This is a genomic window from Tannerella forsythia (assembly GCF_001006485.1).
In the GTDB taxonomy this organism is placed as follows: Bacteria; Bacteroidota; Bacteroidia; order Bacteroidales; family Tannerellaceae; genus Tannerella; species Tannerella forsythia.
Window position 1 is genome coordinate 63,840 of record NZ_JUET01000101.1, and the last position, 20,181, is coordinate 84,020.

14 protein-coding genes are annotated in these 20,181 nt (G+C 46.9%); 11 read left to right on the plus strand and 3 right to left on the minus strand.

The genetic code is table 11. The features are described 5' to 3' along the window. Nucleotides 1–5: 5 nt before the first annotated feature. The 7 genes from Tanf_RS09915 (at nt 6) to Tanf_RS09950 (ending at nt 9,849) form a co-directional block, all read left to right on the plus strand. Entirely contained in the window at nt 6–698 is a 693-nt protein-coding gene (locus Tanf_RS09915) for a lipid-binding protein (RefSeq protein WP_046825762.1), read from the plus strand. 519 nt (nt 699–1,217) lie between these two features. Further along, nucleotides 1,218–4,406, plus strand: a complete 3,189-nt coding sequence (locus Tanf_RS09925; protein ID WP_052449079.1) for a SusC/RagA family TonB-linked outer membrane protein — start codon at nt 1,218–1,220, stop codon at nt 4,404–4,406. A 39-nt stretch (nt 4,407–4,445) separates the two neighbouring features. Continuing rightward, a complete protein-coding gene (locus Tanf_RS09930) occupies nt 4,446–5,972 on the plus strand; it encodes a RagB/SusD family nutrient uptake outer membrane protein (protein WP_041590723.1) in 1,527 nt (508 codons plus the stop codon). Between the two features lie 95 nt (nt 5,973–6,067). Further along, entirely contained in the window at nt 6,068–7,423 is a 1,356-nt protein-coding gene (locus tag Tanf_RS09935) for an endo-1,4-beta-xylanase (protein WP_236684426.1), read from the plus strand. Next, on the plus strand, nt 7,420–8,451 hold the full coding sequence (locus Tanf_RS09940; RefSeq protein ID WP_014224763.1) for a glycoside hydrolase family 20 protein: 1,032 nt from the start codon (nt 7,420–7,422) through the stop codon (nt 8,449–8,451). Before Tanf_RS09935 ends, Tanf_RS09940 begins: the two co-directional genes overlap by 4 nt. Before the next feature lie 76 nt (nt 8,452–8,527). Beyond that, nucleotides 8,528–8,908, plus strand: coding sequence for a GtrA family protein (locus Tanf_RS09945; RefSeq protein ID WP_014224762.1), 381 nt, complete (start codon nt 8,528–8,530; stop codon nt 8,906–8,908). Then, nucleotides 8,905–9,849, plus strand: a complete 945-nt coding sequence (locus Tanf_RS09950) for a glycosyltransferase family 2 protein (RefSeq protein WP_046825763.1) — start codon at nt 8,905–8,907, stop codon at nt 9,847–9,849. Before Tanf_RS09945 ends, Tanf_RS09950 begins: the two co-directional genes overlap by 4 nt. Here Tanf_RS09950 and Tanf_RS09955 read toward each other — a convergent pair. Together Tanf_RS09955 and Tanf_RS09960 are read right to left on the minus strand one after the other, a co-directional pair. After that, nucleotides 9,838–10,917 carry a FecR family protein gene (locus tag Tanf_RS09955; protein WP_046825764.1) on the minus strand — a complete coding sequence of 360 codons (1,080 nt, stop codon included), beginning with the start codon at nt 10,915–10,917 and terminating at the stop codon, nt 9,838–9,840. The genes Tanf_RS09950 and Tanf_RS09955 overlap by 12 nt on opposite strands. A gap of 13 nt (nt 10,918–10,930) precedes the next feature. Then, nucleotides 10,931–11,527, minus strand: a complete 597-nt coding sequence (locus tag Tanf_RS09960) for an RNA polymerase sigma-70 factor (protein WP_014224759.1) — start codon at nt 11,525–11,527, stop codon at nt 10,931–10,933. A gap of 266 nt (nt 11,528–11,793) precedes the next feature. Here Tanf_RS09960 and Tanf_RS09965 point away from each other — a divergent pair, with 266 nt between their 5' ends. From Tanf_RS09965 to Tanf_RS09980, 4 genes are read left to right on the plus strand one after another with little or no spacing between them, the layout of a single operon-like run. Further along, nucleotides 11,794–15,264 carry a TonB-dependent receptor gene (locus tag Tanf_RS09965; protein WP_046825765.1) on the plus strand — a complete coding sequence of 1,157 codons (3,471 nt, stop codon included), beginning with the start codon at nt 11,794–11,796 and terminating at the stop codon, nt 15,262–15,264. An 11-nt stretch (nt 15,265–15,275) separates the two neighbouring features. Further along, the gene (locus tag Tanf_RS09970) at nt 15,276–16,841 is read left to right on the plus strand and encodes a RagB/SusD family nutrient uptake outer membrane protein (RefSeq protein WP_014224757.1); all 1,566 of its coding nucleotides are present in this window, start codon (nt 15,276–15,278) and stop codon (nt 16,839–16,841) included. A 7-nt stretch (nt 16,842–16,848) separates the two neighbouring features. After that, nucleotides 16,849–18,249 (plus strand): DUF4832 domain-containing protein, encoded by a 1,401-nt coding sequence (locus Tanf_RS09975; protein WP_046825787.1) that lies wholly within the window; start codon nt 16,849–16,851, stop codon nt 18,247–18,249. 1 nt (nt 18,250) lies between these two features. Beyond that, the gene (locus Tanf_RS09980) at nt 18,251–19,378 is read left to right on the plus strand and encodes an acyltransferase family protein (protein ID WP_046825766.1); all 1,128 of its coding nucleotides are present in this window, start codon (nt 18,251–18,253) and stop codon (nt 19,376–19,378) included. Nucleotides 19,379–19,423: 45 nt separating this feature from the next. Here Tanf_RS09980 and Tanf_RS09985 read toward each other — a convergent pair whose 3' ends face one another. Beyond that, complete coding sequence (locus tag Tanf_RS09985) at nt 19,424–20,170, minus strand: precorrin-2 C(20)-methyltransferase (protein ID WP_052299247.1); 747 nt, start codon at nt 20,168–20,170, stop codon at nt 19,424–19,426. Nucleotides 20,171–20,181: the final 11 nt, after the last annotated feature.

Consider the following 20,181-nt stretch of genomic DNA (forward strand, 5'->3'; position numbering starts at 1 on the left):
AAATTATGAGAAAGTTTTATCTATTATCGGTTGTGTTGTGTGTGAGCACGTCGTTCTTCATTTCTTGTCAACAGGATATAGAGATATGGGATAGTGCAACGATCGATTATTCGGGACGTTATGTGATTAAAATAATCAACGAGAAGCAAGAGGTTATTCATCATTATGATGGCAAGGAAGTACGCATTTACAATACTTCAAAGAATATTGAAAATGAATTATGGATTGATGATGTGGGAAAGCTCCTCCCTCTGAAAAGCAAATTTATGTTGTCTGGCACGCCGGCATCCTTTGCTTCGTCTAATCAGGATTTTAATCAATTGACGGATAATCTGCATACAATTGTCGCTCCTCCTTTTGACAAGAGTGAAAATAAAGTCCCTGCTCCCACGAAGGAAGGAGAAACGATCTCTTTAGACCGTCCGTACCTGAGGGCTACGGTAATCGAAGGCAAGATTATTCCTAAGGTCGTAAAGACAAAAGGAGGGAATACAGCAGACAGCCTCTATCTAAAGGTAAAACTCTTTAGCGGAAAAGCAACATTTAAAGGAGTACAAAAGGCAAAAACAGAGTGGAAAGATCCCAATGTTGCAGAGTATGAATGGGTATTCGAGAATGTATCATATGATGCAAGTAAAGATGAGACCTATGTGATTTGCGGACATAGTTATACCGGGTTTGCCGAAGATCAATATTAAGGTAGGTTCAGTATGATAAGATTGATTTGATGTGTGCATTGAAACCGCTTTTTTAAAAAGCTCAGGTGTTCAATGCCTCTCCCAATAAAATCTTATAGTTCTTTGAGGGTGTGCCAAAACATTGCATTTTGGCACACCCTCTTTATATTTATATGTAAGAAAAGAAGAGAATGGGGAACTTGCAAAATTTGTCCACCGCCCGATTGGATCGAAAATATGTTATATAACATATGCGGCTATTGCTTATTGTAAAAAGAAACAAATAGTTTTGCGGGCTTTAAAAAAACAGCTTGAGAAGAATAGTGAATCGTACGGAATAAGAGACGATGCCGATAATACATGGAAATAGAGGCTTTTGCATATCCTACGAGGGCTTAACCAAGCCTTCGCCCCAATCATTAACAGGCTGTGAGAAACCTTTTTATACACCCGATACCCAATCCACTTGTCATATTATTTGAATTGAATAACAACTTATTTTTGAACAACAACGTAGTATTTATTAAAAACAAGGTAAGAATGAAACGCAAACATTTAATCTGTAAATGGCAAGGAATATTGTTTGCCCTGCTGTGGGCAGTATCGTTGGGGACGTTTGCTCAGACCATTACCGTACGCGGTACGGTGGTGGACGATACGGGCTTGACCGTTATCGGAGCATCCGTTGTGGTAGAGAACAACCGCACGATCGGTACGATTACCGATATCGACGGGAAGTATGTGCTGGAAAATGTGCCATCCGAAGGCACACTGATATTCAGCTATATGGGGATGCAGACCCAAACGGTGGCGGTGGCCGGACGGGCAACGATCGACGTGACGATGAAGACGGATGACAAGGTACTGGAGGAGGTTGTCGTGGTAGGATACGGCACAATGAAAAAAAGCGACCTGACCGGAGCCATCTCCAATGTGAAGGCAGACGATCTAACACTGACGGGAAATGCCTCGGTCATGCATGCGATCTCAGGAAAAATCTCTGGTCTGTATACCAAGCAGAACAGTGCACAACCGGGAGGCGGCATCGACATCCTAATCAGAGGGGCCGGTTCGATAAACGCAAGCAATCGGCCGCTCTATATTGTGGACGGGTTCCCTATTTCCGAGGTGGAGGATATGACGGGGAAAGACCCGAAGATGAATCCCGGCACGCAAGGAGTGTTGAACTTCCTGAACCCAAACGATATCGAATCGATCGAAGTGCTGAAAGATGCCAGTGCGACGTCTATCTATGGAGCAAGGGCGGCTAACGGAGTGATACTGATTACCACGAAAAGAGGAAAAGCAGGACGGACAACCGTGTCTTATTCCACGAATTTCTCCGTACAGAAATACACGGATAAATACGATCTGCTGCCCCTGAACGAATGGATGACACTCTATAACGAAGCCGGTTATGAAGAATGGCTATGGAAGAACAAAGTCACTCCCTGGGGGCCCAACAGCCTCAGCGAAGCCCAGAAAAATCCGGTCGACGGGAAGTTATACGCCCCGGCCTATACGAACGAGCAGATCGCCGCTGCAGGCAGGGGAACCGACTGGTTGGGACTGATCACCCGCGACGGGCGGATACAGGAACATAATATCAATGTGAGCGGAGGAACCGAAAATACCGTCTACAACGTTTCTCTCAACTATTACGACCATATCGGAATTATCAAAAATACAGGATTGAAAAGGTATACCGTCAAGTCGAACATCGATCAGAAGATCAATTCGTATATCAAAATGGGATTGAACCTGACCATGAGCCGGCTCAACAACGATAATACCCAACTGGGGAACGGGAAATCCGAGAACTCCGGAATCATACGTTCGGCCATTATGATGGGACCGCATATCAAGGCCTATGACGAGGAAACGGGAACTTATCCTCTCAATCCGCAGGTCGGGAATCAGGCGAATCCCTATTCCCTGCTGAACAATATCGATAAAACCAATACCGACAGGCTGCTCGGAAATCTGTTCGTGGAAATAACCCCTGTCGAAGGCCTGATGATCAGGTTGAACACAGGCTTGGATCGAGTGGCTATGTCGAGAGATACTTACCAGCCTAAGACGACCCTGAACGGAAGCAAACTGCGCGGTGTGGCCGCCGGCTACTCGCAGGATAACAATCAATATCTGATCGAAGCTACGGCGAACTATACGAAAGTGTTCAACGACATACACAACCTGAATCTGCTTGCGGGAACATCTTACGAAGAGTTTGCAAGGAAAGGGCGTAATCTCGGGAATAACGACTTTATCACCGATGCTTTTATTTATAACAATATGGGAGCGGGAGCCGGTACGAAGACCGTCGGATCCAGCTATTCCAACACCAAGATGCAATCTTATTTCTTCCGGGCGAATTACGTGCTGAAGAACCGTTATCTGTTTAACGCGACTCTGCGTGCCGACGGAGCAAGCGTATTCCCCGAAAACAATAAGTGGGGATACTTCCCTTCGTTTGCAGCAGGATGGACCATCAGCAGGGAAGATTTTATGAAGAGTCTGACATGGTTGGAAAACCTTAAGCTGCGTGCCAGCTGGGGACAAACCGGTAATGCCGATATAGGAATCTATGCGTTTCCGAGCTATGGAGCTAAAATGGCATATATAACCGGCAAACACACACAGGAAACCGGAGTGTTCCTGAAACGATTGGGAAACCCCGATTTGAAGTGGGAGACGACGACCGAATTCAATGTCGGCCTCGACTTCGGACTTTTCAACGGCCGGATAAGAGGCTCTTTCGAATATTACGACAAAGTGATCTCCGACCTGCTCAACTACAAATACCTGAACCTCTATCACAGCTTGGATAAGATCATGGCGAATGTAGGGAAAACGCAAAGTACCGGCTTCGAGTTCAACATCAGTACCCGGAATATTGAGACCAAAGACTTTTCGTGGAGCACCGACTTCACTTTCACCCGATTCAAAGACCGATGGAAAGAACGTACTCCCGACTGGAAGCCAAATGTCTATGAAAGAGAAGACGACCCTATACGCCCGATTTTTTCGAGAGTGGCCGACCATATCATGCAGGCGGGCGAAACGACTCCTGCAGCTCAGCCCAAACTTCTGCCGGGACAGATCGTCATTAAAGATATAAACGGATATAAAAGGGATAAAGACAATAAGTTGATGGTCGATGAGAGAGGATACTTCATACGGACGGGAGAACCCGACGGAATGATTGATGACGCCGATACGCGGTTACTCGGCACCTCCGACCCGGGATGGCTCGCAGGTATGACCCATACATTCCGGTATAAAGATTTCGATTTGAGTTGCCAGCTAAACGGGATGTTCGACCGGAAAATGATGAATCCAAGCTATACCGAGTTCGGGATAGGAGCCAACTCGATCTATTATGGCGGATATAATGCCTTGAGAACAGTAAAAGAGCGATGGACGTTCAATAATCCGTCGACTACGCATCCTTCGTCTTATGTCACGAACGGACATAACTATACGTACGGGGACTTCTTCTACGAAGATGCCTGGTTTATCCGGGTACAGAACGTCACGTTGGGATACACGCTGTCTCCGCGCACACTTGCGAAAATAAAGTGTATCTCGAACTTGAGAATCCATACGGATATCAACAACTTGTGCGTATTTACCCCTTATTCCGGATTGGACCCCGAAACGGATTCTTTTCCGGCTGCTTATCCCAATGCCCGTACATTCAGTGTCGGGATTGATGTACAATTCTGATAAAAAATAACAAAGTGAATTATGAAAGCAATATATTCTATGAGAAATACGATTTTTATACTGGCAGTACTCCCGTTCTTTCTTTTGCTTAACGGATGTGCCGATCTGCAACCGGCCGATTATTCGGATATACCATTTACGGATTTTCCGAAGAACGAAGAAGATATAAAATCTCTTGTCCTGTCATGTTACTATCCGTTGCGCCCGAACTGGTTCAACGGCATCCATGCCAGAAACGAACGCGGGGTAATGGTGATCAATGACGCCACAACGGAGGTTCTCGGAAATGACCAGCTGTGGTTTACGAAGCGATTCATCGAGATGGACTATCATCCCGAGACGACAGACGTCACATGGTTCTACTACGGCAACGGCACGTACGACGACGGCGGCTTTGCCAATAAAATCAGTCGCTGTACATTGGTGATGGATCAGATCGAGAACAGCTCCTTGAGAGAAGAACTGAAAGAGAAATACATGGCTGAAGTGCGTTGTGCAAGGGCTTTTCTCTCGTATATTCTGTACGATATGTACGGTCCGCTCGTGGTGGCGCCGCTTGAGGTGTTGAAAAAACCGCTCCGGGAAGAACCGCTTCCGCGCCTGTCGAGAGAAGAGATGGTGAAATTTATCGAGGACGATCTGTTCTATGCGGCGGAAAAACTTCCCATGCCGGATAAAACCGAATACGGCAAATTCAGCCGCGGACTCGCACGGATGTTGCTCATTCGTCTATATCTGCACGAAGCGGCAGCGGATAACGCGTATTATGCAAAAGTGGAAACCTTATGCCGGGAGCTGATGAAACCGGAGTACGGCTATCAGTTGCAGAGCGATTATGTGAAAATGTTCGAATCGGGAGGACAGGGGCTCACCAATAAGGAAATTATCTGGGCGATACCGGTCACGGCCGACAGTCCTGCTGGCGAAGGGAATGACTGGCACATGTTCGTCTTGCCTACCGATTTCAACCAGGAAGGGATGAAAGGCGGCTACGGCGTAGCGTTAAGTACCTGGTGGTTCTATGACCGGTTCGAAGAAAAAGATGTTCGCAAAACGTACCTTCTGAAAGAATATACAAACAACAAAGGGACCTTAATCACCAGAACATCCGAGAAGCCTTTGTTGGGGCCTATCCCGATGAAGTTCGGGTATGATCCGGGAGTTGCGGGAGCCGGTAAGAGTACGATCGATATTATCATCTATCGCTATGCCGATGTATACCTGTCGCTTGCCGAAGCAATCGCCATGAAAGAAGGCCATGCGACGCAGGAAGCGGTAGATCTGATGAATACTATCAGAACCCGAGCAAAACTCCCGGCTAAGCAGCTTTCCGATTTTGCGACCCTGGAATCGTTCATCGACCAAATCCTGACGGAACGCAGTCATGAATTCTGGTGCGAGAACGGCCAGTACCGTGCCGATCTGATCCGACACAATAAATTGATGAAGAGAGCAAAAGAACTTACCAATACGGCCTATGCCGGGAAGGAAAAAGAGTTGTTTCCTCTGCCCAAAATAGTTATTGTCGACGGGAAAGGAAAGGTGCAGCAAAATTCCGGATATTAGAGGGAAACGGGAAGGTGCATCGGAAATATGCTGTTGTATAAACCGCCCCTTATCCTTCTTCTTTAGCGGAGAAAGGATAAGGGCGATATAAAAAAATGATGAGAATAATCAAAACGATGTTTGCGGTGATAATCGTAACGTTACTCAACGTATCGGCAGGTTTTGGTCGGGATCGAGGAACGGATACGGTGATGTCCCCAAGATATTGGGAACAGTGGAACGCGGAAGTCCAGACAAAAATCGATAAAGAGATTGATTTGAACAGGAAGATCGATGTAGAGATACGTTTTTCATCGAGCAAAAAGAACAGTGACGTACAGATCGAGCAAATCGCACATTCATTCCTGTTTGGTGGGAATCTTTTTCTGTTTGGCGATTTGGGAAGCGATGAACGAAACAAGAAGTACGAAGACGTGTTCGGTTCCTTATTTAATGCGGCTACGATTCCTTTTTATTGGAAAACGTTAGAGCCGGAAAGAGGAAAGCCGCGTTATACGGAAGGTTCTTCCTACATATACAGACGTCCAGCTCCCGATCCCGTCGTTGCATTCTGTAAGTCGAAAAGTATCAACATGAACGGACATGCTATTATCTACGGGTTGCGCCTGCACGGACACCCGGAGTGGATGCCCGAGAACAGAAGAGAGATGGAAGAAATCTTTCAGAATCACATAAAAGACATTGCCCAACGTTATGGAGACCGCGTTCAACGATGGGATGTGGTAAATGAGTGTATCGATCAGGCTAATCGAGGAATGATGCCCGATGATTACACCTATAAGGCCTATAAGTGGGCTATGCAGTACTTCCCTGCAGCGACTCAGCTGAACACCAATGAATGTGATCTACATTGGGGGCCGACCAGAAGATACGTTGAAATTGTGAGAGATTTGTCGGATAGAAATATACGTATCGACAATGTGGGAGTGCAGATGCATATTTTCGAATCGGAAGAGTCTCGGCAGATTGCGGCGGGAGACGATAAGTTCCTGACACCTGCACAAAATTATGCTGTTCTGAATTGCTTAAAAGAGACCGAGCGTCCCATCCATATCAGTGAAGTCACGATTTGTGCGCCGGACAGTACCGTGAGAGGCTCCCAAATTCAGGCTATAATAGCCCGGAATCTTTATCGGTTATGGTTTAGCTATCCCGATGTGATGGGAATCACTTGGTGGAATGTGGTGGACGGAGGCGCAGCCAAAGGAGAACCCTCGTTTTCCGGAATATTTCGTAAAGATATGACGTTAAAGCCCGTTTATAACGTGTTGGACAGTCTTATTAACCACGAATGGAAGACGAAATTGCAGATTGCACCGGATAAGGACGGGAATGTAACGTTCCGAGGATTCAAAGGGAAATATAAAATCACATGGAAAGACAGACGGAATCAAAAACAAGTTTGCTTTCTCGACCTGAACGAAAACAAGACCATCAAAATGACGAAATGAACAGAAGAGATTTTATTAAACAAAGCGTGATAGCCGGGGTCGGCTGCAGCATGCCCGGTTGGGCGTTTGGCAAATCGGCGGGAGAGGAATTGTCGTCCGGTACGGAACTTATCTGGGGCTGCCTGTTGCATCTCAGTTTCAATATGTGGGAAGAATATATTTCGCCTCACAGACCGTTCAGAGGTTACCGGCCTTATTTACGCATGGACGAAGCACTGTGGAATGACGCCATATCGGCGATGGCAAAGGCAAAAGTGAACACGGTCGTTATCGATTTGGGAGATGCCGTAGCCTACGAATCACATCCCGAGATTGCCGTAAAAGGTGCCTGGACTCCCCATCGTTTAAAAAGCGAATTGTCGAAAATCCGCACGATGGGTATACAGCCCATCCCTAAACTGAACTTCTCGGCAGGACACGATACCTGGATGAAAGAATATTCCCGCATGGTATCAACCGATACCTACTACCGGGTCTGCGCCGATCTGATTCGGGAAGTCTCCGCTCTTTTCGATACTCCGCCGCTGTTCCATCTAGGGATGGATGAAGAAACAGCCGAACATCAGTCGCATTATCAATTCGTAGTGATGCGTCAGAATGATGCATGGTGGCATGATTTCTATTTTCTTGTGGATGAGGTGGAAAAAAACGGTTCGCAGGCGTGGATCTGGTCGGATTATATGTTGTGGAGGCAACCGGAGACTTTTTTCAGGAAGATGCCCACGACCGTTGTGCAAAGCAATTGGTATTACGGCGAAGAGTTTAATCTGGAATTTCCTTATGTCAAAGCGTACTTGGATTTGGAGAAGCACGGATACACTCAAATACCCACGGGAAGCTATCATGCTGACAACCAGCTAAGTATAAAGAATACAGTCGCGTTTGCCGAAAAATTTATCAGTCGTAATTTGTTGAAAGGCTTTCTTCAAACATGCTGGAAGCCTACGATTGAAGAATATAGAACAAGAATTTTAAAGGGTATCGCATTGATGGGAGAGGCGATTCATACCCTCCCTGCAGATTCGTGATCGAATGTACTTGTGGGTGCGTGCCACGTATAAATTAATTCATATCTTTGCGCGTCGTACGTTTTTTCGATAAGACATGAAGATTTCAACCCAACAGAAAGAATTTATCAAGTTCTGTATTGTCGGAGGAGTAGCCACAGGCATTCACTACGGCATCTATTTATTGCTCAACAGGGCGATGAATACGACGCTTGCATTCACTATCGGATATATTGTCAGCTTCTTAGCAAATTTTGTTCTTTCGAATTACTTCACATTCAAAACCCGTCCATCGGCAAAAAAAGGTTTCGGCTTTGCAATGAGTCATTTCATCAATTACTTGCTGCAAGTCGGACTGCTAAACTTGTTTATTCATATCGGTATGCCGAAGAATCTGGCGCCCGTACCCGTATACGGTATTACGGTTCCGGTCAATTTTATATTAGTTCGAACCGTTTTGAAATCGAAAAAATTATGACCCGGAAAGTTTCGATATTAATACCGGCCTATAATGAGCAGGACTCTTTGCCGAAGCTTTACGAAAGGCTTCGGACATTGATGGATACGCACCGGAAATATCAGTGGGAAGTACTGTTTGTCAACGACGGTAGCCGTGATCATACATTGGCTGTTCTGATACGGCTTCATGAGAGGGATCTGCGTATCAATTACGTGGATATGTCGCGCAATTACGGCAAGGAAGCAGCCATGTTGGCCGGGTTCGATTATGTCACGGGCGATTGCATGGTGATCATGGATGCCGACCTGCAACACCCGCCTGAACTTATCCCCGAGATGCTCCGCTATTGGGAAGAAGGATACGATGACGTATATGCCAAACGCCGGACGAGAGGCAAGGAGTCTTTTCTGCGAAAAAAATTTTCCCGGGCTTTTTATTCCATTCTGCAAAAGGCAGCTCACGTTCCGATCCAACAGGATACGGGCGATTTTCGTTTGTTGGACAGGATTTGCATCGAAGCCTTAAAGAAGCTGAGGGAGTCGCAACGTTACACGAAAGGAATGTTCAGCTGGATCGGGTTCAAGAAGAAAGAGCTTCTGTTCGACCAGCAGAATCGTGTGGCGGGCGAGAGCAAATGGAGCTTCTTCAAACTGCTGAATCTTGCCGTCGAGGGGATCACCTCTTTTACGGTTGCCCCTCTGCGGATAGCTTCCGTCTTCGGGGCGGCAGTATCGTTGCTGGCATTTATTTACGGTATCTATATTCTTATCGAGAACTTGATCTACGACGATCCGGTGGCCGGCTTCCCGACGATCATGGTCACCGTACTTTTCTTAGGAGGAGTACAGTTGCTTTCCATCGGTATCATCGGCGAATATCTCGGGCGTATTTTCAATGAGACCAAGAACCGCCCCGTCTATTTCGCCCGGTCTTACAACGGGAAGAAATTAGATGCCTGAACCGTTCCGGGCAAAACGAGATACCGGCCTTCCCGTCTGATCCGAGCCGGTTCCGTTGTTTCTTTGCAGTATGACGGTCCGACACGAAGGATCGATCCGGTAGGTAAGTTGCGGCGTGATGTCAGACAGTACGGAAAGAAATTCGTGCAAACTTTCGTCACGCAGAGTCGCACGGTAGGTGACATTCTTCAATTCCTCGGCAATCGTGAACGTATAGCCGAAATGTCGTGAAAGTTCTTCTTTTTTCATCTCCAGCGTATGTCCGTCGAGGAGGATTTCCCTGCGTTCGAGTGCGTAAAGATGATTTAACGACCGTTGTTCGATGCCGTATGTATGTGACAGATTATTATATACGAAGCTCTCTTGCGGACGTAATGTTACCGTATCTCTTTCGTTCGTCGAATATACTTTTACTTTGCCTTCCTCAAGGGTCACCACGCTTTCCGTATCTTCACCGTATGCAATCACATTGAACTTCGTTCCGTAGACTTGTATCCGATATTGCCGGGTATGCACATGGAAAGGTCTGTGCCGATCATGCGTCACATGAAAGATTGCTTCGCCGTTCAGTTGTACGTTACGGACAGTTTCCCATTCGTTCATCCGACAAATAAGTTCGGAACAGGCGTTCAACAAGACTGTGGAACCGTCCGGCAACGTTGCCTGTGCTTGTTGCCCAATGCCTGTTTTTAACTTTATTGCGCCATGCAGCGAGTGTTCGGTTGTAGAAAACGAACGGATATGCCAACCGATAACTATGCATACAACGGCTAAAGCTGCCGCATACATGCAAAGATGGCGTTTGGCCGTCGGGATGATCTTCCTTCGGCACGTAATCGGGGCGTTTTGGGCTGCCTGAGCAATTTTTTCTTTCAACTTTTGCCACTCCTGTTCCGTATCGGCATTTTCCTTATCCCGTGGATAGTTTATACGATGGTAGGTGTCTTTTAGAGAAAACAGGAAATCACTGTTTTGTTTGTCTGCTTTTACCCATGCAGCCAGCTCTCGGCATTCTTCCGCTGTGAGTTCGTTTGTCAGGTATTTCTTAATGTAGCTTTCGTTTATCATTGCAGTAATGTAATTAAAGGTTGATGATTATAAACAGGAAAGTGAGGAGATAACGGTATGCTTCGAGTGATTTGCGAATGATTTTAATCCCTCTGTAAAGCTGGTTTTCGACCGTACGTACGGATAAGTTCAATTGGCGTGCGATATCTTCGTTCCGCATGCCGCTGTTTCGGCTCATTTTAAATATTGTCTGGCATTGTTTTGGTAACTTGTCGATCGTTTCTTCGTATTTCGTATTTAATTCTTTGAAATTCATATCGTCCAGAATATTCTGCTGCGATGCATCGTAATAAGAAATCTCCAGTTCCTGCAAGAATGCCATTTCTATGTTTGAAAAGTTCTTCTGGACGGTATCTCTGTGTATTTGCCTGAGACATAAATGTCTTATTGTCCGAAACATATATGTATAAGCTGCTTCGGGGTTCAGAATACGGTTACGATGTTCCCAAAAGATGATAAAGCATTCTTGTACCAAATCTTTGGCTTTTTCGTCATCATATATCAACCGTTTACAAAAAGCGTATATGGAGGGATGGTACTTCTTGTATAATTGTTCGAAAGAAGCGATGTCCCCTTGTCTTATCTTATGAAATAGCATCTGTTCTTCCATGAATGGCTATTGTGTCTTGAATCCGCAAATATACTCGTTTTTCTTTTTTTCGGGATTTTGATCGAAAAAGCGAAGGAAAAGAATCGTTTACTTTAGGCGTTGTCAGTGCATTTGTCTCAAGGTATTCATGGCAAGACAAGCGTTAAATATAGTTAATACAGAAGTGTATGAATGAGTATTTTTATTGGGTTGTGTATCATTATTGACATATGCATTAAATTTCAACGGAAATAGATATGTTAAATAATATTGTTAACAGGACTTGTATGGAACATACGCAACGTGATCGAAAAAGTATTCGGACAGGGCTTCTACGAAAAACCTGTCTGTTATTGTTATTTATCAACGGCTTGCTTACTGTGCCTGTATATGCGCAGGAGATTCGTGTCAATTTGGTCAATAAGCCTCTCAAACGGTTTATTGAAGTTATCGAGCAGCAAACCGATTATAAGTTTTTTTATGAAGAACGACAAATTGATGTGGAGCAACCGGTTTCGGTAAATCTGCAGCAGGCAGATATCGATACTGTATTGAGAGAAGTTTTTAAAAATGCGGATATCGCTTATTCCGTTTCAGACAAGCGCATATTGTTGGTACGGAAGAAGACGGACCCATCCGGAAAGAAATCGCAATCTACTCAAATTATTAGCGGCCAAGTAATGGATTCTGAGGGTTTTCCTGTCATAGGTGCGAATATACGTGTAAAAAATACGACGATCGGAGGGATAACCGACATAGACGGTGCATATACGCTGGAAGTTCCGGAAGAGGGGACGCTTGTCGTTTCATATATCGGGTATGCGACGCATGAAGTGGCATTATCCGGCGATGGATACCGTAAGATCATTTTAACCGAGGATGCCAAGATGCTTGATGATGTGATTGTTATCGGATATGGGACGATGAAGAAGCGTGATTTGACCGGAGCCGTTTCTACTGTGAAGACAAAAGATATCGGTTTGGCGGGTGCATCTTCGATCGGACATGTGTTGGTGGGGAAAGCTGCCGGCTTATATGTACGCCAAAACAGTGCACAGCCGGGTGGCGGATTGGATATCCTGGTGCGGGGTGCGGGTTCTGTGAATGCGAGCAATGATCCGTTGTATATTGTCGACGGTTTTCCCATTGCCAAGTTAGATCAGATCGAGACGTCGGACCGCAAGATGAATCCCGGTACACAAGGTATTTTAAATTTTCTGAACCCGAATGATGTGGAATCCGTCGAAGTGCTGAAAGATGCGAGCGCTACCTCTATCTACGGCGCACGTGCTGCTAACGGAGTCGTTATCATTACGACGAAACGGGGGAAGGAAGGCAAAGCCCGGGTGAATTATTTGTACAATTATTCTTATCAGCGATATTCGGACCGCTATGATTTGTTGTCGTTGCAGGAATGGATGGTTGAAAAAAACAAATCCACATGGGAGCTTTGGCTATGGAACAACAAGGTCAGTCCATGGGGAACCCGGACCATGGAAGAAGCATTGGCTTCTCCTGTAAACGGTCTGAAATACAGTCGTCCCTACACCGAAGAACAGATTAAGAATGCCGGACAAGGTACGGACTGGTTAGGATTGGTGACCCGGAACGGACAAATACGGGAGCATAATATCAATTTACAGGGTGGAAGCAAAGAGACGCAATATATGTTGTCTTTCAATTATTTCGATCATAAAGGGATCATACGTAATTCGGGGTTAACGCGCTATACGATGAAAACGAATATAGATCAGCGATTTCTCGACATTTTCAAAACAGGATTGAACCTTACTCTAACCCGTATTGCGAATGACAATACGCAGCTTGGCAAGGAACAATATGAAAATTCGGGGATCATTCGTTCTGCTATCCAGATGGGGCCGCATATCAAGGCGTATGATCCCGAGACGGGCAAATACCCTGTAAATCCTTTGCTCGGCACACAGCCTAATCCGTATTCGTTACTGAACAATATCGACCGGGGGAATATCGATCGCCTGCTGGGAAATATCTTTATCGAAGCTGTTCCGTTAAACGGGCTAACACTCCGTGTCAATGCAGGGCTCGATTATGCGGCGCAGAGCCGAAAGACCTATCAACCCAAAACGACCCTCAACGGTTATAATCTGCAAGGCGTGGCAACCATTTACAATGTAAAAAACAATCAGTACCTGCTCGAGGCGACAGCCACCTATCAAAAAACATTTGCGAATATTCACAAGATGAATCTTCTGGCCGGAACATCGTACGAACGATTCAATTACGAAAGTTCGAATCTCGGCAACAATAAATTCTTGACGGATGCTTTTATGTATCACAATCTGGGAGGCGGTACGGGAACGAAGATTGTCGGGTCGAGATATACCGACAACAAGATGCTGTCATATTTTTTTCGCGCCAACTATGTACTCAAAGACCGTTATTTGGTGACGGCCACATTGCGTGCCGACGGCGCAAGCGTTTTTGCCCAAAATCATAAATGGGGCTATTTTCCGTCTGTCGCATTGGGATGGACCGTCAGCGAGGAGGCGTTTATGCGGAAGATGTCGGACTGGTTGAGCATGCTCAAGCTACGGGTCAGCTGGGGACAGACCGGAAACTCGGATATCAGTACGAACGCTTTTCCAGGCTATTATACATCCGAAGCCTGGAATAAAGAAGATAAATCGAAAGAAATAGGCGTTTTCCAGCAACGGTTCGGTAATCCTAATTTGAAATGGGAAACGACAACGGAATGGAATCTTGGGATCGATTTCGGGTTGTTTAATAACCGTATTACAGGTTCTGCCGAGTATTATGATAAGGTCATTTCCGATCTGCTCAGCTATAAGCCGTTGAATACGTATCAAGAATTAACGCGCGTAATGGCCAATATCGGAAAAACCCAAAGCACCGGAATAGAAGTTACGCTGAATACGAGAAATATGGTATTGAAAAATTTTTCATGGACAACGGATTTTACTTTCACAAAATATAAAGACCGTTGGAAAGAACGGACGGACGACTGGAAACCTGCCATATATGAAAAATATGATGCACCGGTTCGGCCGATCTATGCCCGGCGTGCCAGTCATATCATGCAAAAAGGCGAGAAGACGCCGAAAGCTCAACCGCTGCTGGTGCCCGGACAGGTGGTGATAAAGGATAATAACGGCTATGTACGCGACAAGCAGGGAAATCCCGTCGTCGACGAAAACGGGCGTTTCAAACTTCTGGGACATGGCGATGATATCATCGACGATGCCGATACCGAACTGATCGGTTCGGCAGATCCCGGATGGTTGGCAGGTATGACAAATACTCTCAGATACGGAAACTGCGACCTGAGTTTCCATCTGAACGGCATGTTCGATCGTCTCATGCAAGATCCTACAGCCCTCGAATACGGTATTTCAGCCGACGGGATCGCACGATACGGTTACAATGCTCTGCGTATGGTAAAAAACCGGTGGACATGGGATAATCCCTCGACCACACATCCCAGCTCTTTCTACGGGTGGAACAACAATTATACGGCAGGAGACTTTTTCTATCAGAAAGCCTGGTTTATCCGCATGCAGAACATAACGTTCGGTTATACGTTCCCGAAACGTATTCTGTCAGGAGCCAAGGTCATCTCCCACTTGCGAGTGCATGCCGCAGCCAACAACCTGTTTTTAATTACTCCATACAAAGGACTCGATCCCGAAACCGATTATTACACCGCTTCCTATCCAAACGCAAAAACTTTCAGTTTCGGAGTCGATCTTTCATTTTAAAATCCAAGAATATGAAACAATATATAAGTACCTTTCTGATTGCCGTTACAGTCGCCGGCGCATCTCTGAACAGTTGTGTCGAACTGAATCCTGTCGATTACTCCGAAGTAACCCCGTCGAATTTCCCGAAAACCGAAGAAGACCTGAGAGCACTCGTATTGTCGTGCTATAATCCGCTTAGAGGAAACTGGTCTAACGGGATACACTCCACATCCGAACGAGGCGTAATGTTCATAAACGATGCGACTACCGAGATCCTTACCGGCACGTGGGGAGAGGCGCAGATATGTTCGGAGCTTAACTTTTTCCCCGAAACGCAGGAAGTCACCCGTTTTTATTATATCAAAGAAGATTCGGAAGACGGGGCGTCAAACTCCCCCGACGGATTTGCCAACAAAATCAGTCGCTGTACGATCGTATTGGATCAGATCGGGAAGAGCGCATTGTCCGATGAATTGAAGAAACGTTACGAAGCTGAGGTAAGATGCGCCCGCGCCATGCTTTCGTATATCCTATACGATATGTACGGTCCGCTGGTGGTAGCTCCGATTGATGTATTGCTGAATCCGCTGGTGGAGAAACCGCTGCCTCGTCTGTCAAGACAGGAGATGGTGAAATTCATCGAAGACGATCTGCTTTTTGCTGCCGAGCAGCTCCCTTTTCCGAATGCGACCGAATACGGTAAGTTCAGCAAAGGGTTGGCCAAGATGTTGTTGATCAGGCTTTATCTGCATGAAACGGTTATTGACAAGAACTATTATAAGAAAGTAGAGACTTTGGCGCGCGAATTGATGCAGCCCGATTACGGATACAAACTGGCAAGCGATTACCCGTCGATGTTCGAACTCGGAGGGCAGGGAAGCGCCAACAAGGAACTGATCTGGGCAATACCGAGTTCCAGTAGCGGCCCGAACGAAAATCAGTGGCACATGATGGTGTTGCCTACCGATTTTAAGCAGAACGGAATGGATGCCGGATGGGGTACGTGCACCAGTACGTGGTGGTTCTATGATACTTTTGAGAAAGAGGATACGCGTAAAACGTATCTGCTGGATCATTATACGAGTTCCAGCGGGGCTTTGATCGATCGCAATACGGATGCTTCGTTTCTGGCTACCGGGCCGATTGCATTGAAGTATGGCTACGATACGGGAGTGCTCGGTGCAGGCGGGTTATCGGATATAGATATCATCATTTACCGTTATGCCGATGTTTATCTGTCTTTGGCCGAAGCATTGGTGATGAAACCCGGCGCTACGACGAATGATTACGAAGAAGCAATGGGGTACGTCAATACGATTCGCAACAGGGCGAAACTGAGCAGTCTGAAGACGACAGATTATAATACGCAGGAAAAGTTTATCCGACAGCTGCTGACGGAAAGAAGCCATGAGTTCTGGTGCGAAAACGGGCAATACCGTGCAGATCTCATCCGTCACAACAAGTTTATACAACATGCAGTACAAGTAACACAAACACCGTACGCAACTCCTAATAAAGAATTATATCCATTACCTTTGACGGTGATTACCGATGGTAAAGGATTCGTTAAACAAAATCCCGGATATGATAAATAATCTATCTATGAGAGCAATATTGTCTTTATCGGCGTTGCTTTGGGCGGCAGCCTGTAGCAGCGACAGTCCTTCACCGGTACCCGACGTACCGATGCAGACGGTGAAATACGTCGCTTCCGACGATCTGTTCCCCAATCCGGAGCGGGGCTTCTACAGGTATTCGATAAGCGAGGACGCCCTGACGGAACGTAAGGTACGCGAGTGCCGGAACGAAAACATCACGCTGATTTATCGCTTTTACTATCTGAAGGAGTTCCGAAACGCCCCGTTGAGTGGCGAGCAGCTTTCGCAGATAGACAACGACATGGAAACCCTTCGCAAATCGGGAGGGAAAGCCATCGTGCGCTTCGCCTATTCCAACAGCGGCACGGAGCCGGATGCTCCGTTAGAAATCATCCTTCGGCATTTGGAACAGCTTCGGCCCGTCCTCGAGCGTAACAAAGACGTGATCGCCGTATTGCAGGCCGGCTTTATCGGAGCGTGGGGTGAATGGCACAGCTCGACAAACGGTCTGAATACCGATAAGGCGAGGAAAGAACTATTGGATAAACTGCTCGATGTCTTGCCCGTCGATCGGTTCGTACAAGTTCGTAAGCCCGATTATAAACGCAAATATGTAGGCACACAGGATGCGTTGCCGTCCGGCGATGCGTTCGGAAAGAGTGCCAAAGCGCGTATCGGGATGCATAACGACTGCTTCCTGGCCAGTAAGAACGATGTAGGCACGTACACCGACATCGCGAACGAAAAGCAATATCTGCATGACGAGGGTCTGTACGTCCCCATAGGGGGCGAAACGTGTAAGCCCAGAGATGTCGATCCGGCCGATTGCGCCAAAGCTCAAGCCGAGATGCGCAACCTGCGATGGTCGTACCTGAACCGAAGTTACTATAAGGGGGTGCTTGACCGCTGGATTGAACAGGGCTGTATGGACGATATAGTCCGTAATATGGGGTATCGTCTCGTCTTGCAAGAGGGACGCTTTTCCGACAAACACGCCCCCGGCACCGACGTAACGCTGTCCGTCAAGCTGCGGAACGTGGGCTATGCTCCGATGTTCAATCCCCGGAAGGTCGAACTGATTCTTCGCTCCGCAGACGGGAAGACGGTCTATACCGCCTCGCTGCCCGACGATCCGCGACGCTGGCAGCCGGAACAGGAGTTGCAATTGGACGCGAAAGTAACCTTACCGAAAGATATTACTGTGGGTAATTATAGGCTGTTCCTCTTCCTGCCCGACCCGGAGCCGGCGTTGCACGACCGTCCCGAATTTTCCGTACGACTCGCGAACCGCCACTGCTGGGAAGAGGCTACGGGATATAACGATCTGGGAGTGATTATCAGGGTAGAGGCCGTGACGGGATTACATCCGGGTAATTCGGCAACTCAATTTATGCGAAAGAATTGAAATGATGGATTCTTCTTCCGAAAAACGTTTGGTCTCGCTTGATTTGTTGCGGGGCTTCGACTTGTTCTGCCTGCTGATGCTGCAACCGATCTTGATGACGTGGTTGGAGATTGCAGATAATCCCGCATGGGCGCCGCTTGCTCGCCAGTTTACCCATGTCGAATGGCGCGGAGTGGCCTTCTGGGATTTAATTATGCCTCTGTTTATGTTTATGTCCGGCATTACGGTTCCGTTTGCGTTGTCGAAATATAAGCGGGGGGCTAAGCCGGGCCACTCGTTTTATTTGAAATTGCTCAAACGGTTTGTCATCCTGTTCTTCTTGGGGTGGATTGTACAGGGCAACCTGTTGGCGCTCGATCCCAATCGTTTCCATATTTTCGCCAACACACTCCAAGCCATCGCCGTGGGATATGTCGTGACGGCATTTTGTTATGTCCGGTTTTCTTTTCGTGTGCAACTCGGTGCGACTGTACTGTTTTTCATCGCCTACCTGCTGGTATTCGCTACGGTCGGCGGGATGAACTGGGAACCCGGCACGAATATAGCGGAAGAGATAGACCGTTGTGTGCTCGGACGTTTCCGCGACGGCATAATTACGGAAGCCGACGGTAGTTGGAAATTCGATCCGGCGTATCATTACACTTGGATATTGAGCAGCCTCAACTTTGTCGTTACGGTTATGACGGGCAGCTTTGCCGGGCATATCCTGCGATTACGCAAGACAGCCCGTCAGCGTCTGATGCGACTGCTGATTACGGGTGTCTCGCTTGTAGTCGCCGCCCTGTTGATGGATCCTGTTTTTCCCCTGATAAAAAGAATCTGGAGCAGTTCTATGACACTTTTTTATGGCGGAGTTTGTTTCCTTTTGATGGGATTGTTCTATTATGTGGTGGATATGAAAGGATACCGTTTCGGAACGGATTGGTTCAAATATTATGGGATGAATTCGATTGCGGCATATTGTCTCTTTGAAGTCGTCGATTTTCGTTCCGTTTCTCATTCTCTCTTTTTCGGTTTGGAGCAATGGATGGGAGCCTATTACCCGTTGGTGGGTGCATGCTTTCAGTCGTTCGTTGTGCTTTGGATCGTGAAATGGATGTATGACCGCCGGATTTTTCTGAAGGCATGATATTCGGATAACCGCAGATCATGAATGATTGTCCCAAATTTCACTTTATGCTTTCTGCGTCCGTTCGGTTCGGATGATCAGGAGTGAAAAATAGGGGAAACGGCGAGAAAGGATATCGTTTATCCGGTGTGTGTAGTACGCTTTTTCCGGAATTCCGGTGTTCTCGAAGTAATGGAACGACACATTGTCAGGCGCATCCTGCAGCGCTTCTTTGACAAGGGCTTCGAACCGTGAGACTTTCATCAGGACGACGGTGCGTCCCGCCTTGATGTACCCGATCAGTTCCTCCGCCGACGAGAGGCGAGTGATTATGCTTGCCTCTTCGTCACGCTCGGAGATGCGTATGTTTTCCGACGCCGCACATGCGATGAAAGCAGGTACGCCGGCGATCCTTTCTATCGGAATCCCCCGGACGGTTAACATGTCGCTTATGCAGGACGATGACGAATAGAAACCGGCATCGCCCTCGGCCGTTATCACCACATGGTGTCCGGCTTCGTATTCCTTCTCAATATTTCGCACGACATCGGCATAATCGTACATGGCTGCATAGCGATCAGTGTCCATGGCTACGGGGAACAGGCGGATGTTCGTCTCCGGAATACCTGCTTCGTTCAGAATTTTCTGTGTGCGGGAAACGATGGTTCCATCAGATGCGAGCGTAGCCGGACAAAAGATGCGGTCTGCCCTCCGCAGACGGTTCAACCCTTTCAGCGTGATCAGTTCAGGGTCTCCCGGCCCGAGAGACACGATGACGACAGCATTCGACATTTCTTCTTTTTCATCTTCCATACCAGTCTATG

What these genes read in the sequence shown, in the direction of transcription:
- Tanf_RS09915 (WP_046825762.1), top strand. Translation starts at nt 6, where the DNA reads ATGAGAAAGTTTTATCTATTATCGGTTGTGTTGTGTGTGAGCACGTCG.
- Tanf_RS09925 (WP_052449079.1), top strand. Translation starts at nt 1,218, where the DNA reads ATGAAACGCAAACATTTAATCTGTAAATGGCAAGGAATATTGTTTGCC.
- Tanf_RS09930 (WP_041590723.1), top strand. Translation starts at nt 4,446, where the DNA reads ATGAGAAATACGATTTTTATACTGGCAGTACTCCCGTTCTTTCTTTTG.
- Tanf_RS09935 (WP_236684426.1), top strand. Translation starts at nt 6,068, where the DNA reads ATGATGAGAATAATCAAAACGATGTTTGCGGTGATAATCGTAACGTTA.
- Tanf_RS09940 (WP_014224763.1), top strand. Translation starts at nt 7,420, where the DNA reads ATGAACAGAAGAGATTTTATTAAACAAAGCGTGATAGCCGGGGTCGGC.
- Tanf_RS09945 (WP_014224762.1), top strand. Translation starts at nt 8,528, where the DNA reads ATGAAGATTTCAACCCAACAGAAAGAATTTATCAAGTTCTGTATTGTC.
- Tanf_RS09950 (WP_046825763.1), top strand. Translation starts at nt 8,905, where the DNA reads ATGACCCGGAAAGTTTCGATATTAATACCGGCCTATAATGAGCAGGAC.
- Tanf_RS09955 (WP_046825764.1), bottom strand. Translation starts at nt 10,917, where the DNA reads ATGATAAACGAAAGCTACATTAAGAAATACCTGACAAACGAACTCACA.
- Tanf_RS09960 (WP_014224759.1), bottom strand. Translation starts at nt 11,527, where the DNA reads ATGGAAGAACAGATGCTATTTCATAAGATAAGACAAGGGGACATCGCT.
- Tanf_RS09965 (WP_046825765.1), top strand. Translation starts at nt 11,794, where the DNA reads ATGGAACATACGCAACGTGATCGAAAAAGTATTCGGACAGGGCTTCTA.
- Tanf_RS09970 (WP_014224757.1), top strand. Translation starts at nt 15,276, where the DNA reads ATGAAACAATATATAAGTACCTTTCTGATTGCCGTTACAGTCGCCGGC.
- Tanf_RS09975 (WP_046825787.1), top strand. Translation starts at nt 16,849, where the DNA reads ATGAGAGCAATATTGTCTTTATCGGCGTTGCTTTGGGCGGCAGCCTGT.
- Tanf_RS09980 (WP_046825766.1), top strand. Translation starts at nt 18,251, where the DNA reads ATGATGGATTCTTCTTCCGAAAAACGTTTGGTCTCGCTTGATTTGTTG.
- Tanf_RS09985 (WP_052299247.1), bottom strand. Translation starts at nt 20,170, where the DNA reads ATGGAAGATGAAAAAGAAGAAATGTCGAATGCTGTCGTCATCGTGTCT.